Annotated in this window: 10 protein-coding genes and 1 riboswitch; of the genes, 6 read left to right on the top strand and 4 right to left on the bottom strand. The window is 66.4% G+C overall.

Going from position 1 to position 15,992, the window contains the following annotated elements:
* Positions 1-66 precede the first annotated feature (66 nt).
* The 3 genes from ACZK1G_RS18365 to thiC all read right to left on the bottom strand — a co-directional run bounded on the left by ACZK1G_RS18365 (position 67) and on the right by thiC (position 5,261).
* The gene (locus ACZK1G_RS18365) at positions 67-2,391 is read right to left on the bottom strand and encodes a winged helix-turn-helix domain-containing protein (RefSeq protein ID WP_101766038.1); all 2,325 of its coding nucleotides are present in this window, start codon (positions 2,389-2,391) and stop codon (positions 67-69) included.
* 259 nt (positions 2,392-2,650) lie between these two features.
* Positions 2,651-3,322 (bottom strand): ion channel, encoded by a 672-nt coding sequence (locus ACZK1G_RS18370; RefSeq protein ID WP_101766039.1) that lies wholly within the window; start codon positions 3,320-3,322, stop codon positions 2,651-2,653.
* A 94-nt stretch (positions 3,323-3,416) separates the two neighbouring features.
* The gene (thiC, locus tag ACZK1G_RS18375; protein WP_101766040.1) at positions 3,417-5,261 is read right to left on the bottom strand and encodes a phosphomethylpyrimidine synthase ThiC; all 1,845 of its coding nucleotides are present in this window, start codon (positions 5,259-5,261) and stop codon (positions 3,417-3,419) included.
* A gap of 82 nt (positions 5,262-5,343) precedes the next feature.
* A riboswitch (TPP riboswitch) is annotated at positions 5,344-5,445 on the bottom strand.
* A gap of 246 nt (positions 5,446-5,691) precedes the next feature.
* Here thiC and ACZK1G_RS18380 point away from each other — a divergent pair.
* Complete coding sequence (locus tag ACZK1G_RS18380; RefSeq protein WP_014038399.1) at positions 5,692-7,269, top strand: BCCT family transporter; 1,578 nt, start codon at positions 5,692-5,694, stop codon at positions 7,267-7,269.
* Between the two features lie 552 nt (positions 7,270-7,821).
* Here the strand turns inward: ACZK1G_RS18380 and ggt are convergent.
* A complete protein-coding gene (gene ggt, locus ACZK1G_RS18385) occupies positions 7,822-9,615 on the bottom strand; it encodes a gamma-glutamyltransferase (RefSeq protein WP_233490799.1) in 1,794 nt (597 codons plus the stop codon).
* A 612-nt stretch (positions 9,616-10,227) separates the two neighbouring features.
* Here ggt and ilvC point away from each other — a divergent pair.
* The 5 genes from ilvC to ACZK1G_RS18410 all read left to right on the top strand — a co-directional run bounded on the left by ilvC (position 10,228) and on the right by ACZK1G_RS18410 (position 15,983).
* Positions 10,228-11,202: a ketol-acid reductoisomerase gene (ilvC, locus tag ACZK1G_RS18390; RefSeq protein ID WP_049442928.1), complete on the top strand. Its 975-nt coding sequence runs from the start codon at positions 10,228-10,230 to the stop codon at positions 11,200-11,202.
* 38 nt (positions 11,203-11,240) lie between these two features.
* Entirely contained in the window at positions 11,241-12,977 is a 1,737-nt protein-coding gene (gene ilvG / locus ACZK1G_RS18395) for an acetolactate synthase 2 catalytic subunit (RefSeq protein WP_049442927.1), read from the top strand.
* Positions 12,961-13,212 (top strand): ACT domain-containing protein, encoded by a 252-nt coding sequence (locus ACZK1G_RS18400; RefSeq protein WP_014038403.1) that lies wholly within the window; start codon positions 12,961-12,963, stop codon positions 13,210-13,212. The genes ilvG and ACZK1G_RS18400 overlap by 17 nt, the downstream gene beginning before the upstream one ends.
* Positions 13,213-13,308: 96 nt before the next feature.
* Positions 13,309-14,400 (top strand): threonine dehydratase, encoded by a 1,092-nt coding sequence (locus tag ACZK1G_RS18405; RefSeq protein ID WP_049442926.1) that lies wholly within the window; start codon positions 13,309-13,311, stop codon positions 14,398-14,400.
* On the top strand, positions 14,397-15,983 hold the full coding sequence (locus ACZK1G_RS18410) for a 2-isopropylmalate synthase (protein ID WP_049442925.1): 1,587 nt from the start codon (positions 14,397-14,399) through the stop codon (positions 15,981-15,983). The genes ACZK1G_RS18405 and ACZK1G_RS18410 overlap by 4 nt, the downstream gene beginning before the upstream one ends.
* Positions 15,984-15,992: the final 9 nt, after the last annotated feature.

Genomic DNA, 15,992 nt, shown 5'->3' on the forward strand with positions numbered 1-15,992 from the left:
GTGGCACCGCGTCAGGAAAGTCCGACGAGATCGCCACGAATTCGCGACGAGATCCCGACGAAGAAATTACGAAGGGCCATTTCCCTTGAACAACAACAACTTGGAGAACGCCGGGAACAGCGCGGGCGGGCGTTCGGGCAACCGCATCACGCCGATGTCGGCACCATCGCTGACCGCCATCGCCACGAACAGGTCATGTCCGTCAGCGCTGGCGCTGAGTCCGTTGCCGGCGCTGAGCCGTTCTGCGTCCAGGCAGCGTTCCGGCTCCTCGCGGCCGGGCAGGATGCGCACGAAGGTGGTGCCACACGTGGTCGAGGTGCCGAGGTAACCGATGCCACTGTTGCCGGCCACGGTCCAGGCCCGGTATCGCCAGCGGCTGGGCCGGTCATCGCTGATCTGCTGCACGCTGCCCGACGACAACGTGGCATCGGCCGACCACAGGCCACCAGCGGCCAGGCGGGTGAACAACACGCGGCCACTGCTGCGGTCGAAGCGCGCCTGCGACACCCCATCGATGCTGGCCAACCGGCGCCAGGGCTGGGTGCTGCGGTCGAACAGGCTCAACCTGGTGCGCTGGTCGGCATCGCGTTCGACCACAAACAACTGCTCCGGCGACGCGCCATACAGCGCCTGCAGCGGCTGTTCGGCCGGGATCGGCAAAGGTTGCAGTCGTTCATCGCGTGGCGCGATCTCGTAGACCACCGTGCGCCCATGCGCGTCGCGGCCGACCACGAGCAGCTGACGGCTGTCGGCCGACCAGTCCGGTGCCTGCCGCGCTTCCGGCCGCAGCCCTTCAATGGGGCGCAGCGAATCCGGCCGCTGCATGTCCGCCCACCACAGGGCGAAGCTGCCGGAGCGATCCGAGGTGAAGACCAGCTGGCGGCCATCCGGCGCTGCCATCGGCTGCCCATCGCGGCCACTGGAGGCAAACAGTCGCTCGGGCGCACCGTTGCCCTGCATCGGCACCTTGAACACGCCGAACTGTGCGCGTCGGTGGACGAAGGCCAGCATGCCACCGCGTCGCGACACGGCGGGCCATTGCGCATCATCCAGGCCGGCATCGCGCAGCGTGTGCCGCTCAACGTCCAGATAATAGAGCCGCGCCTCGCTGTCGACGCGGCGGCCGAACACGATGGTGCGGCCATCGTCCAGCCAGGCCCAGCCGCGCAGCTCTGCCGCTTCGTTGGTCAACTGCTCGGGCGTACCGCCCGTGGCCGGCACCCGCCACAGATCGCCCAGCTGCGGGTTGCGCACGAACACCAGCCATTGCCCGTCGGGCGAATAACGCGGTGCGTAGTCGAAGTCATCCTGGTCGACGCTGTAGGCCAGCGCGCGCCACTCGCCGCTGGCCAGGTCCAGCACGCGGATGCCACGGTGGGCGTAACGCCCGACCATGCTGCCGAACACCAGGCCGCGACCATCGGGTGTCCAGTCAAAACTGAGCAGTTCGGTGCCATCGCAGCGCGTGGCCTGGCGCAGTGCGCCGCCGGTGGCGCTGGCGATCAGCACCTGGCAGCCACCGTCGGCGGAAAACCGTGCGAAGGCGATCTCGCGACCATCCGGCGACCAGTTCGGGAATCGATCGACCGCGCCGGCCGGTGGCACCAGCAACTGGCGCGCCGGCGCGTTGCCGGAGGTCTGCACCTTGATCGCACCACCGCCGTTGCCATCTTCGTTGGCGCCTTCATAGGCGACCAGCGAACCATCCGGTGACAGCGTGGGATAGGTTTCAAAGCCGCTGGTCGCGGTGATCAACCGATAGGGACGCTGCGGGCTGCCGATCACCCGCGTGCCGTTCTCCACGGCGGCCTCCACCGGTGAACTGCTGGCCGGTGCACGGCGCAGCAGCAGCGTGGTCATCACCAGCAGCGTGGCCAGCATCAATACGCCCAGCGCCAGCAGCACGCGGCGGCGGACATGGCGCCAGCGGCGGCGCGATTCCTGCGCGCGCGCGGGCAGCACCGCGGCGTCGGCGGGTGCCGGCTGCACTTCCACACCTTCATCGTCAGGCAAGCCCGCAGCCGTTGGCTCCGCATCGTCCAGCGCCTGTACCGGTACCAGAAGCCGATAACCGGTCTTGGCGATGGTTTCGATGTAGGCCTGGCCGTTGTCGTCGTCGTTGCTGAACGCCTTGCGCAGCTGGGTGACGGCCTGGGTCAGCACATCGTTGGTCGGCAGCGTGTCCGGCCACACCTCGGCGAACAACTCGTCGCGGGTGACAACGCGGCCCGGCTGCCGCAGCAGCACGCGCAGCACGCCCAACGCCTTCGGCGTCAGCCGGCGCGGGCGACGCGCACCGACGACCTCGACTTCGCGCGAGGACAGAGTGACGATGCACTCTCCTATCCGTATCCGATCGGATACGGGTGGCTGTATTTCGCTGCTGTTCATTTTCTGCTACACAGTAGAGACAGGTCCCGGGCAGTGTTTGCCTTCGTTACGGTCCCGTCCTGGGAACAGCGAAAAGCCAGACTCCGCACAAAGCATCGGCGCATACCGCAAAAACAATCGAGCGCGCGAATACTAGCCTATGCAAGTTACCTCGCCTATCGCGTGGTCGACATCAGGCTCTCTCTCGCCGACGCATTCACATAATTCGCGACACCATTCGCGCCCTCTTGGGCGCGAAATTTTTATCTGGCGTTCATTTTCACATGCGCCGCAACATGGTCAATCCGACCAGACGCGAAACCACCAAAGCCACGTACATCACGCCGGAAAACTGCTCCAGCATGACCAATGCGCGTGCCTGTGGATGCAGGGGTACGACGTCACTCAAGCCCACTCCAGACAGCAAGCTGAAGCTGAGATAAAGCAACTCCATCCAGCTGCGCTGCGCACCCCCGCCAGTACCCTGGAAGCTGCCCGGATACCACTGCTGGCACACCGCGAACGCGAAGGCGAAAGCCCACGCCAGCAGGGTGAAGGTTGCGCCTGCGGCGAACAGTTCGTCGCGGGTGACCTTGTGGTCCTGGAGCATGTAGGCGATCAGGGCGCCGGCCGTATAGAAGTACAGCAGGCTCTCCAGCAGCTGCGCGGTGGTCAGCAATCCGGTGCGGTCGAGCAATGCGCCTGCCAACGAGAACACCACCGAGGGAATGGCCAGCACCAGCGCCAGCCAGGTGCCCAGCGGGCTGCGCTGGACCACCCACAGCGCCAGGCCGAGTACCGCCATGCCGAACATGCCCAGTGCGGCGCGGCCCGCAGCGGTGTCATCCAGCGCGGGATACAGCAGCACCGCCAGCAGCTGCGCGCCCAGCAACCAGGCCGAAGGATGACGGCGGGCGATGGCCAGCCAACGGGTGGTCATGGCAACGGGCATGGCGTCCTTTCCCCCTGGGCGATGGACGCAGCATAGCCGGGCACGGCGTGATGAACGGTCGTGCCGGCCGTTGGCCGGCACGACCGTTTCCGCATCAGCCCTGGTGGTAGACCTCGGCGCCGGCGGCGCGGAACTCCTCCGACTTCTCCTTCATGCCGGCCTCGGCGTAATCACGCACGTCCTGGGTGATCTTCATCGAACAGAAGTGCGGGCCGCACATCGAGCAGAAGTGCGCCAGCTTGTGCGCATCCTTCGGCAGCGTCTCGTCGTGGAACTCCTTGGCCTTCTCCGGATCCAGGCCAAGGTGGAACTGGTCCTCCCAGCGGAACTCGAAGCGCGCCTTGCTCAGCGCGTTGTCGCGCACCTGCGCACCTGGATGGCCCTTGGCCAGATCAGCGGCGTGCGCGGCGATGCGGTAGGCCATGATGCCGTCACGCACGTCCTGGCGATTGGGCAGGCCGAGGTGCTCCTTCGGCGTCACGTAGCAGAGCATCGCCGTGCCGAACCAGCCGATCATCGCCGCACCGATCGCGCTGGTGATGTGGTCGTAGCCCGGTGCGATATCGGTGGTCAGCGGCCCCAGCGTATAGAACGGTGCTTCGCCACACTCGCGCAGCTGCTTTTCCATGTTCTCCTTGATCAGCTGCATCGGCACGTGGCCGGGGCCTTCGATCATGGTCTGCACATCATGCTTCCAGGCGATCTTCGTCAGCTCACCCAGCGTCTCCAGCTCACCGAACTGCGCCGCGTCGTTGGCATCGGCGATGCAGCCCGGGCGCAGGCCGTCACCCAGCGAGAAGGTCACGTCGTAGGCCTTCATGATCTCGCAGATCTCTTCGAAGTGCGTGTAGAGGAAGTTCTCCTTGTGGTGCGCCAGGCACCACTTGGCCATGATCGAGCCACCGCGGCTGACGATGCCGGTGACCCGCTTGGCGGTGAGCGGCACATAGCGCAGCAGCACGCCGGCGTGGATGGTGAAGTAGTCCACGCCCTGTTCGGCCTGCTCGATCAGCGTGTCGCGGAAGATCTCCCAGGTGAGTGCTTCGGCACGGCCATCGACCTTCTCCAGCGCCTGGTAGATCGGCACGGTACCGATCGCCACCGGCGAATTGCGGATGATCCACTCGCGGGTTTCGTGGATGTGCTTGCCGGTGGACAGGTCCATCACCGTGTCACCGCCCCAGCGGATCGCCCACACCAGTTTCTCCACTTCCTCGGCAATGCCCGAGGACACGGCGCTGTTGCCGATGTTGGCATTGATCTTGGTCAGGAAATTTCGGCCGATGATCATCGGCTCGCTTTCCGGATGGTTGATGTTGTTGGGCAGCACCGCGCGGCCGCGCGCGATTTCATCGCGCACGAACTCCGGTGTGATGATCTTCTGGATCGAAGCCCCAAATGCCTCGCCCGGGTGCTGCTGCAACAGGCCGGCATCACGGATCGCTTCCATCCGCTGGTTCTCGCGGATGGCGACGAATTCCATTTCCGGCGTGATGATGCCGCGGCGCGCGTAGTGCATCTGAGTGACGTTCGCGCCTGCGCGTGCACGCCGCGGCAGGCTGCGCGCAGGGAAACGCACGGCATCGAGCTTCGGATCATGCTCGCGGTCGCGGCCGAACGACGAACTCAGGCCGTCGAGCTGTTCGGTATCGCCGCGCTCCTCCACCCAGCCACGACGCAGCGCCGGCAGGCCCGCCGACAGATCGATACGCACATCCGGATCGGTGTAGGGGCCCGACGTATCGTAGACCGTGACCGGTGCATTCTCTTCGCCGCCGAACAACGTCGGCGTGCGGGTCAACGCGATCTCGCGCATCGGCACCTGCAGATCCGGACGCGAACCGGGTACGTGGATCTTGCGCGAACCGGGAATCGGCCGGGTCACGGATTCGGAGAGTTGCTGGGCCTGTTGCTGCAGGGCGGAGAGCTGTGCGTTCATCGGGCATCGTCCAGGAAGGTCAGGGACGAAGCGGCGGCGCACTGCGCCCGCGCGCGGACGGTCCTTGGGCGGAGTCCGGGCACGGCTGCACTGCAAAGCTTCCCTACGCCGGTATGAGCCGGATCAGGTTCCAAGGGACTGTCTCAACCGTGGCCACCTGGCCGCGGTACCCCCGCTTCTTGGCGTGCATTAGAGCATAGAAAGCACTGCAGCTCATGGCGGTTGCAGCCGCGCATCGCGTGGATCCGCAGTTTCTGTATTAACAGAACCGTGACATTGCATTCAGTAACGTGCACGTCCGTCGCGTTCCAGCGACCGATGCGTCCTTCGCCGCCTTCGCGGCCCCTGCCCGGTTCGCGATGCATGCCACCGGCCCTTCGCTGCAAGCTCTGCTCGCTCCCCTCAATCCCTTGATCGGAGAAGCTCCTTCATGGTGTTTCGCGTTTCCATCGCACTGGTTCTGCTGCTGGTGCTGCTTGCCGGTATTGCACCGGGCCCCTTCAATGCCGTGGTGCAGTCGATGCTGGCAGAAGTCATCCGCAGCGTCGGCTGGCTGTACCTGCTGGTGGTGTTCCTGGCCCTGGTGTTCCTGATGTACCTGGCCTTCGGCCGCTTCGGCAACCTGCGCATCGGTGGCGAAGACGCCGAGCCCGAGTTCTCGCGGGCCAGCTGGATGTCGATGCTGTTCGCCGCCGGCATGGGCATCGGCCTGGTGTTCTGGGGCGCCGCCGAGCCCATCTCGCACTTCAGCAAGCCACCGGAAGGGCTTGCTCCGCAGAGCCTGGATGCGGCACGCGCCTCGATGCGCTATGCATTCTTCCACTGGGGCCTGCATCCGTGGGCCATCTACGCGCTGATCGGCCTGGCGATGGCCTGGTTCCAGTTCAACCGCAACGGCCGCGGCCTGGTCAGCGACATGCTGCAGCCGATCATCGGCCGCCACCATCGTGGATGGATCGGGCGCGTGGTCAACATCGCTGCAGTGGTCGCCACGGCGATCGGTGTCGCCACTACGCTGGGCTTCGGCACCATCCAGATCGCCGCCGGCATCGAGCGCGTGTTCGGCGTGCAGGCGACCGTCGCAGTGCAGATGACCATCATTGCGGTCGCCTTCGTGCTGTACATGGCATCCACCGCCAGTGGCGTGGAGCGAGGTGTGAAGTGGCTGTCCAACTTCAACCTGGCATTGGCTGCCCTGCTGGCAGCCATCCTGCTGGTGCTGGGGCCGACCGGCTTCATCTTCGATACGTTCACCACCACGCTGGGCTCCTACCTCAACCAGCTGGTGACGATGAGCCTGCGCATGTCACCGTTCTCCGGCAGCACCTGGGTGGCGGACTGGACGATCTTCTACTGGGCCTGGTGGATCTCGTGGGCACCGTTCGTGGGGTCGTTCATCGCACGCATCTCGCGCGGCCGCAGCGTGCGCGAGTTCGTTATCGGCGTAGTGCTCGCGCCGACTCTGCTGGGCTTCTTCTGGTTCGCGGTATTCGGTGGCACCGCGCTGTGGGCGCAGATCTTCGGCCATGCCGACCTGGTGCAGGCGCTGGGCAATGGCTACGAGACAGTGCTGTTCACGCTGTTCGACAGCATGCCGCTGCCGCTGCTGCTGTCGTGCATTGCGCTGGTACTGCTGATGATCTTCTTCGTGACCTCGGCCGACTCGGCGGTGCTGGTGCTGGCCAGCATGTCCACTGACGAAGCAGGCGATCCTCCGTTGAAGCGCAAGCTGGCCTGGGGCATCGCGGTGGCGTTGATCGCAGCGGCGTTGCTGCTGGCCGGTGGCCTGGATGCACTGCAGGGCATGATCACGATTGCGGCGTTGCCATTCGCGCTGCTGATGGTGCTGGTGATGGTGTCGCTGTACCGGGTGCTGGACCAGGAGTACACGCGTGAGCGGCGGCAGGCGCAGCGCCAGCGGCACATGATCGATGCGTGGATCGCACGCGAGATGGCGGCGCAGGAAGAGACGCAGGCGGAGGCCGCACGCGCGCAGGATTCGGATTGAGAGTGTTTTGCAGCCTGCGGCTGCACCGCTTCTTTCAGGCAAGTGCAAGTGCAGGAGCCAAAGCGGCTCTGGGTTTCTGCTGGTTGGGCGGGGCGGTGTGGGTTGGCAGGACACGCCGTAAACCCGTCCCTGGGGGCTCGATGGCGCCATCCATGGCGCCAACGGTCCTGCCAGCCCACACCGACCCACCCCCGACAGTTTCCGTGTGACGGTGGGTTTTCCACGCCATGCGTGGATGAGGTGTATCGGAAAACAGGAAGGGGTCGGATCCGTTTTCCTTTGGAAAACGGATCCGACCCCAACTCACAGCACGCGGCTGTTGCTGTTGCTCTTGCTGTTGCTGTTGATCTTCTTCTTTCTCTTCCTGCGGTGATGGCCACGGAAACGGTCAGGGGCCGGGCGGGTGGGCTGGGCGGGGGTGTCCGCGGCATGGATGCCGCGGCCAAGCCTCCAGGGACGGATTCACGGCGTCCCCCGACCAGCCCACCCGCCCGGCCAAGCCAAGCATCGCTGAATCACCACCGCAGAGGGGGCTGCGCCCGCCGGAAAACCTCAATACCCCGCCGCCTGCCCATCCTTGCGGCTCTCCGAAGCACCGTAGTAAACCCCGGTCTCGGGATCACGCATGATCGCCTGGTATCCGCCATAAGGACCATCGGCGAACACGATGCGATGTCCCTTGCGCATCAACGCACGCACCGTTTCATACGGGAAGCCGGTTTCCAGATTCACCTCACCACCGTCGGTCATCGCCGTGGCCTGCCCGGTCGGTTCGGTCGAGCCCTCATGCTGGATGCGCGGTGCATCACCGGCCTCCTGCAGGTTCATGCCGAAGTCCACCAGGTTCATCACGATCTGCGCGTGGCCCTGCGGCTGCATCGCGCCGCCCATCACGCCGAAGCTGGCGTACGGCTTGCCGCTCTTGGTGATGAACGCCGGGATGATCGTCTGGAACGGCCGCTTGCCCGGTGCATAGCCGTTGGGATGATTCTTCTGCAGCACGAACATCTCGCCACGGTCCTGCAGGATGAAGCCCAGCCCCGGCGGCGCCATGCCGCTGCCCATGCCGCGGTAATTGGACTGGATCAGCGACACCATCATGCCGTCGGCGTCGGCCACGGTCATGTAGATGGTGTCGCCCTCTTCCAGCTGCTTCGGCGTGCCCGGCTGCACTTCCTTCAGCGCCTTGTCCATCGAGATCAGCGCGCGGCGCTGTGCGGCGTACTCCTTGGAGATCAGCTTCTGCACCGGCGCCGGCTGGAACGCCATGTCGGCGTAGAAGCGCGCACGGTCGGCGAAGGCAAGCTTCTTCGCTTCGACGAACAGGTGCACGTGTTCCGGTGATCCGAACGGGATCTTCGAGAAGTCGTAGCCTTCCAGCACGTTGAGGATCTGCAGCGCAGCGATGCCCTGGCTGTTCGGCGGCAACTCCCACACGTCGTAGCCACGGTAATTGCTGCTGACCGGTTCGACCCACTCACCGTGGTGGTCGGCCATGTCCTGGTAGCTCAGGTAGCCACCGTTGGCCTTGAAGTAGTCGCCGATGGTGCGGGCGATATCGCCCTTGTAGAAGGCATCGCGGCCGCCGTCGGCGATCTTCTGCAGCGTGCTGGCCAGATTCGGGTTTTTCCACATCTCGCCCTTGCGCGGGGCGTGGCCGTTGATCGTGAACTGTTCCTTGAAACCCGGGTACTGCGACAGCTTGGGCACCGAGCGGTCCCAGTAGTAGGCGATCACCTCGGCTACCGGATGGCCCTCGCGGGCGTAACGGATGGCCGGCGCCAGGTTGTCGGCCATCGGCTTGCGGCCGAAGCGGTCGTGCAGCGCGAACCAGCCGTCGACTGCGCCGGGCACGGAGACCGGCAGCGGGCCGGTTGCCGGGATGTCCTTCAGGCCACGGCGCTGGAACTCGGCCAGGGTCAACGACTTCGGCGAACGGCCCGAACCGTTGTAGCCATAGAGCTTCTGCGTCTTCGGGTCCCAGACGATGGCGAACAGGTCGCCGCCGATGCCGTTGCCGGTGGGCTCCATCAGGCCAAGCGCGGCATTGGCGGCAATCGCCGCGTCCACCGCCGAGCCACCGCCCTTCATCACGTCCAGCGCGATCTGGGTGGCCAGCGGCTGCGAGGTGGCGGCCATCGCATGCGGGGCGATCACCTCCGAACGGGTGGCAAAGGTGTGGCCGGTGATGCGGTCGGCGGCAGAAGACAGTGCAGGCACAGCGGCCAGTAGAGCAGCGGCCAGCAGGGAACGGGCAAGGCGTCGGGACACGGTCGGGTTCCGATGGAAGAGTGGTCCCTCGATCTTCGCCGCTGCGGCCTTCATGCGGTATCGGGCAGAGGTCATGGACGTTGATCCCGGGGTGGGTGCGGAAGGTCCGCACCCGCCAAGGCGAAAACCCGCCGGATTCCGCGCAAAAACCGGACTGAAAGGAGTGAATTCGGGTTCACCGAAACATTTTCAGCGGCAACCATCCTTGTGCCACAAGCGATTACGCTGGATGCAGCGGAAACCGACAAGAATTCCGTCGCGAGGGTTGACATCGCCGAAACGGCTGTGTTTCTCTCGATCACATGTTGCATCACAACACGCCACCGCGAACCCACATCGAAGCCGCCGACACCGGCCCCGCCTCGCTGCGTTCGATTCTTGTGCTCGTACTTATTACCCAACCAACAGGTGCGGGACGAGCCAGCGTGTAAGCAACAAACACACCGGAACTCTTCAAAAACCCGCACCCGCCCCGGTGCGGGTTTTTTCATTTCAGGACCTGGTTTCAGACGCAACCACCATGCACAACGCCCAACGCAAAACCCAGACCCACACCACCACGATGCCTCGTGGTGGCTGTGCCTGTGCGATGCACGGCGCCTCCTCCACCGCTTTCCCCTGACCGGCCGGCACGTCACCCCGACGACCGGCCGTTCTTTTTTCTTCCCACCGCAAGGAACCTCCCCCATGAGCACCAACGACCTGCCCCAGACCAAGATCGCCGTCATCGGCTACGGCAGCCAGGGCCGCGCCCACGCACTGAACCTGCGCGAATCCGGCTTCGACGTGGTGGTAGGCCTGCGTCCGGGTGGCCCGACCGAGGTCAAGGCACAGGCCGATGGCTTCACCGTGAAAGCACCGGCCGACGCGGTGAAGGATGCCGATCTGGTTGCCGTGCTGACCCCGGACATGGTGCAGAAGAAGCTCTACGACGATGTGTTGGCCGCGAACATGAAACAGGGTGCGGTGCTGTTGTTCGCGCACGGCCTGAACGTGCACTTCGACATGATCAAGCCGCGCGAGGACCTGGATGTCGTACTGGTCGCGCCGAAGGGCCCGGGTGCGCTGGTGCGCCGCGAGTATGAAATCGGCCGTGGCGTGCCGTGCATCTGGGCGGTCTATCAGGACAAGAGCGGCAAGGCGGCCGAGTACGCCCTGGCCTATGCGGCCGGACTGGGTGGCGCCCGCGCCAACCTGATCCAGACCACCTTCAAGGAAGAGACAGAGACCGATCTGTTCGGCGAGCAGGCGGTGCTGTGCGGCGGTGCCTCGGCACTGGTGCAGGCCGGTTTCGAAACCCTGGTCGAAGCCGGCTATCAGCCGGAGATCGCCTATTACGAAGTACTGCACGAGCTGAAGCTGATCGTCGACCTGTTCTATGAAGGCGGTATCTCGCGCATGCTGGAGTTCATCTCCGAGACCGCGCAGTACGGCGACTACGTCAGTGGCCCGCGGGTGATCGACGCCGGCACCAAGGCGCGCATGAAGGAGGTCTTGAAGGACATCCAGGACGGCACCTTCACCAAGAACTGGGTGGCCGAGTACGAAGCGGGCCTGCCGAACTACAACAAGTTCAAGCAGGCCGACCTGGAGCACCCGATCGAAAAGGTGGGCAAGGAACTGCGCGCCAAGATGGTCTGGTTGCAAGGACAGGCCGCGTAACCGCGCGGCCTCCCCCACCCGCTTTGCAAGGTTCCCCCATGAACTCTTCCACACATCGCAGCGCGCCGCCCAACGGCGCGCGCTGGCTGACCCAGGCGCTGGAGGCCGAGGGCGTCCACACGCTGTTCGGCTATCCCGGCGGCACCATCATGCCGTTCTACGACGCGCTGGTGGATTCGTCGCTGAAGCACGTCCTGGTGCGCCATGAGCAGGGCGCGGCACTGGCCGCCAATGGCTTTGCCCGCGCCAGCAACCAGGTGGGCGTCTGCGTGGCCACCTCCGGCCCGGGCGCCTCCAACCTGGTCACCGGCATCGCCGACGCGATGCTGGATTCGGTGCCGATGGTCTGCATCACCGGCCAGGTCGCCACGCCGCTGCTGGGCACTGACGCCTTCCAGGAACTGGATGTGTTCGGCCTGACCCTGCCGATCGTCAAGCACAGCTGGCTGGTGCGCAGTGTCGACGACCTGCCGCGCGTGGTCGCCGATGCGTTCCGCATCGCCCGCGAGGGCCGGCCCGGCCCGGTGCTGATCGACCTGCCCAAGGACGTGCAGCTGGCCGATGCCAGTCATCTGCCGGCGCACGTGCCGAGCAGCGTCGAGCCGCCGCCTGCGCCGGCCGAAGCGGCCATCGCCGAAGCCATCGCCGCACTGGCGGCCGCCGAAAAGCCGGTGGTCTACGCCGGTGGCGGCATCGCGCTGGGCGATGCGGTGCAGGACCTGCGCGCTTTCGTCGAAGCCAGCGCCATCCCCACCGTGATGACCCTGCGCGGGCTGGGCGCGCTGCCGGCCAACCACCCGCAGTCGCTGGGGATGCTGGGCATGCACGGCACCCGCGCAGCCAACATGGCGGTGCAGGAAAGCGACCTGCTGCTGGTGCTGGGGGCGCGTTTCGATGACCGCGCCACCGGCAAGCTGGCGGAGTTCGCACCGTTCGCCCGTGTCGTCCACATCGATGCCGACGCCTACGAGATCTCCAAGCTGCGCAGCGCCGATGTCGCCGTGCCCGGCAATGTCGGCCATGCCATCCGCGCCCTGCGTGCGGCCTTCCCCTCCCCCAAGGCCCACCAGGACGCATGGCGCAGGCGCTGTGCACAGCATCGCGATCGTTTCGCAGCGCGCTACGACGCACCGGGCCAGCACATCTACGCCCCGGCGCTGCTGAAGCGCCTGAGCGAGCTGGCACCGGCCGATGCGGTGATCGCCTGCGATGTCGGCCAGCACCAGATGTGGGTGGCGCAGCACTGCCGCTTCAACCACCCGCGCAACCACCTGACCAGTGGCGCGCTGGGCACCATGGGCTTCGGCCTGCCGGCAGCGATGGGTGCGCAGTTCGCCTGCCCCGATCGCACCGTGGTGCTGGTGTCCGGCGACGGCAGCTTCATGATGAACGTGCAGGAGCTGGCGACCATCGCGCGTTGCCGCCTGCCGGTGAAGATCGTGCTGCTGGACAACAGTTCGCTGGGCATGGTGCGGCAGTGGCAGGAGCTGTTCTTCGCCGAGCGTTACAGCGAGATCGACCTGTCCGACAACCCGGACTTCGTGGCGCTGGCGCAGGTGTTCGGCATTGCCGCGACCCGCATCGATGCACGCGATGACGTCGAGGGTGGGCTGGCCGCGCTGCTGGCCGAGCCCGGCCCCGCGCTGCTGCACGTGGCCATCGATGCACGCGCCAACGTGTGGCCGCTGGTGCCGCCGAACACCGCCAACAGCACGATGCTGGAAAGCAACCCTGCCCATGCCCGCCAGGAGACCCCCAATGCAATACCGGCTTGACCTGGTGCTGCACCCGGCCGAAGGCGCGCTGCTGCGCGTGATCGGCATGGCCGAACGCCGTGGCTTCGCACCGCGTGCGATCAGCGGTGCGCCGGTGGCCGCCGACGATGGCCGCTGGCACCTGCAGCTGGTGGTGGATGGCCAGCGCCCGGCGGAAACGCTGTGCCGGCAGATCGAGAAGATCTACGACTGCGTGTCCGTGCAGGTCACCGCCGTGGAAGGAGCATCCGTATGAACACCCGTACCGTAGTGACCACGGTGCCGGTACGGAGGCGTCTTCTTCGCCGCCCGTGCCCGCATGCGGCGGTCGCCTGCACCCCGCTGGTGGCCCATGCCGGCCGCTGATGCCAGCCAGGAAAGCGATGTCGGCGACGTAAGCGTCGCCGACGTACTGGCGGCGCAGGCCCGGCTGCGCCGCTTCCTGCCACCCACCCCGCTGCACCATGCCGAGCGCTTCGGCACCTGGCTGAAGCTGGAGAACCTGCAGCGCACCGGTTCCTACAAGGTACGCGGCGCATTGAATGCGCTGCTGGCCGGCCGCGAGCGCGGCGATACCCGGCCGGTGATCTGCGCCTCGGCCGGCAACCATGCCCAGGGCGTGGCGTGGGCGGCCTACCGCCTGGACGTGCCGGCCATCACCGTGATGCCGCACGGCGCGCCCGCCACCAAGATCGCCGGCGTCGCCCACTGGGGCGCGACCGTGCGCCAGCACGGCACCAGCTATGACGAGGCCTACGCCTTCGCGGTTGAACTGGCACAACGCCACGGCTACCGCTTCCTGTCCGCGTTCGACGATGCCGACGTGATCGCCGGCCAGGGCACGGTCGGCATCGAGCTGGCCGCGCACGCGCCGGATGTGGTGATCGTGCCGATCGGCGGCGGCGGCCTGGCCTCCGGCGTTGCTCTGGCGTTGAAGTCACAGGGCGTGCGCGTGGTCGGCGCGCAGGTGGAGGGCGTGGATTCGATGGCGCGTGCGATCCGTGGCGACGTGCGCGAGATCGCCCCCGTCGCCTCGCTGGCCGATGGCGTGCGGGTGAAGATTCCCGGCTTCCTGACCCGCCGCCTGTGCACCTCGCTGCTGGACGATGTGGTGATCGTGCGCGAGGCCGAACTGCGCGAAACCCTGGTCCGGCTGGCGCTGGAGGAACACATCATCGCCGAGGGCGCGGGTGCGTTGGCGCTGGCGGCCGGCCGCCGCGTCGCCGGTCGCCGCAAGTGCGCGGTGGTCTCCGGCGGCAACATCGATGCCGGTGTCCTGGCCGGCCTGCTCACCGACATCCGTCCGCGCCCGCCACGCAAACCGCGGCGACGGCGCAGTGAAACCCCGCGCTCGCCGGCCAAGGCCAGCGCTCCCGCATCCCCCACGTCTTCCCCTTCCCCCCTGCAAGCCGTCGCACCCGCTGTCGAGGAGATTTCCCTGTGACCACCATCGAACGAATTACCACCCCGCGCATCCGCATCTTCGACACCACCCTGCGTGACGGCGAGCAGTCCCCCGGCTGCAGCATGAGCCCGCCGCAGAAGCTGGTGATGGCGCGTGCGCTGGACGAACTGGGCGTGGACATCATCGAGACCGGCTTCCCGGCCAGCTCGCAGTCCGACCGTGAGGCGATGGCACTGATCGGCCGCGAACTGCGCCGCCCGAGCCTGAGCCTGGCGGTGCTGTCGCGCTGCCTGCAGGCCGACATCGAGACCTCCGCACGTGCGCTGGAGGCCGCAGCCAACCCGCGCCTGCACGTGTTCCTGTCGACCAGCCCGCTGCACCGCGAGCACAAGCTGCGGATGACCCGCGAGCAGGTACTGGAGTCGGTACGCAAGCACGTCTCGCTGGCCCGCTCCTACATCGACGACGTCGAGTTCTCGGCCGAGGATGCCACCCGTACCGAGCTGGACTACCTGATCGAGGTTTCGCGCGTGGCCATTGCCGCCGGCGCCACCACCATCAACCTGCCCGACACCGTCGGCTTCACCACGCCGGAAGAGATCCGCGCGATGTTCCAGCAGGTCATCGCCGGCGTCGCCGACGTGCCCAATGCCGCCAATGTGATCTTCAGCGCGCACTGCCACAACGACCTGGGCCTGGCGGTGGCCAACTCGCTGGCCGCCATCGAAGGCGGTGCACGCCAGGTCGAGTGCACCGTCAACGGCATCGGCGAGCGCGCCGGCAACTGCTCGCTGGAAGAGATCGCGATGGTGCTGAAGGTACGCCAGGCCTTCTACGAGCAGGACAGCTCGATCAACACCCCGCGCATCGTCGGCACCTCGCAGCTGCTGCAGCGCCTGGTCGGCATGCCGGTACAGCGCAACAAGGCCATCGTCGGTGCCAACGCGTTCGCCCACGAATCGGGCATCCACCAGCACGGCATGCTGCGTCATCGCGGCACCTACGAAATCATGCGTCCGGAAGACGTGGGCTGGGAGGATTCGCAGATGGTGCTGGGCCGCCACAGTGGCCGCGCCGCCGTCGAAGCGCGCCTGCGTGCGCTGGGCTTCTGGCTGGACGAAGACGAACTGAAGCTGGTGTTCGAGCAGTTCAAGGGCCTGTGCGAACAGCAGCGCGTGGTCACCGATGCCGACCTGCAAACCTTGATGCAGGGCGGCTCCAACGCGCAGGGCTATCGCCTGGCGTCGATGACCATCAGCGACGTCGGCAGCCGCGCCAATGCACTGGTCGAACTGTCCGACCCGGACGGCAACCGCGTGGCCGAGACCGCGCAGGGCGACGGCCCGGTCGATGCGCTGTTCGGCGCGCTGTCGGCTGCCACCGGCGTGCAGCTGATGCTGGACAGCTACCACGTGCACAGCGTCGGCATCGGCGCCGATGCGCGCGGCGAAGCCAACCTGAGCGTGCGCCACGAGGGCGTGGAGTACGACGGCACCGGCACCAGCAAGGACATCATCGAAGCCTCCGCGCTGGCCTGGCTGGATGTGGCCAACCGCCTGCTGCGCCAGCGCCAGGCCACCACCCACAGCAGCACCGACGTTCCCACCCCCGCCACCGCCTGAGGAACCCGA

This window comes from Stenotrophomonas sp. 109824_Sma (assembly GCF_056480025.1).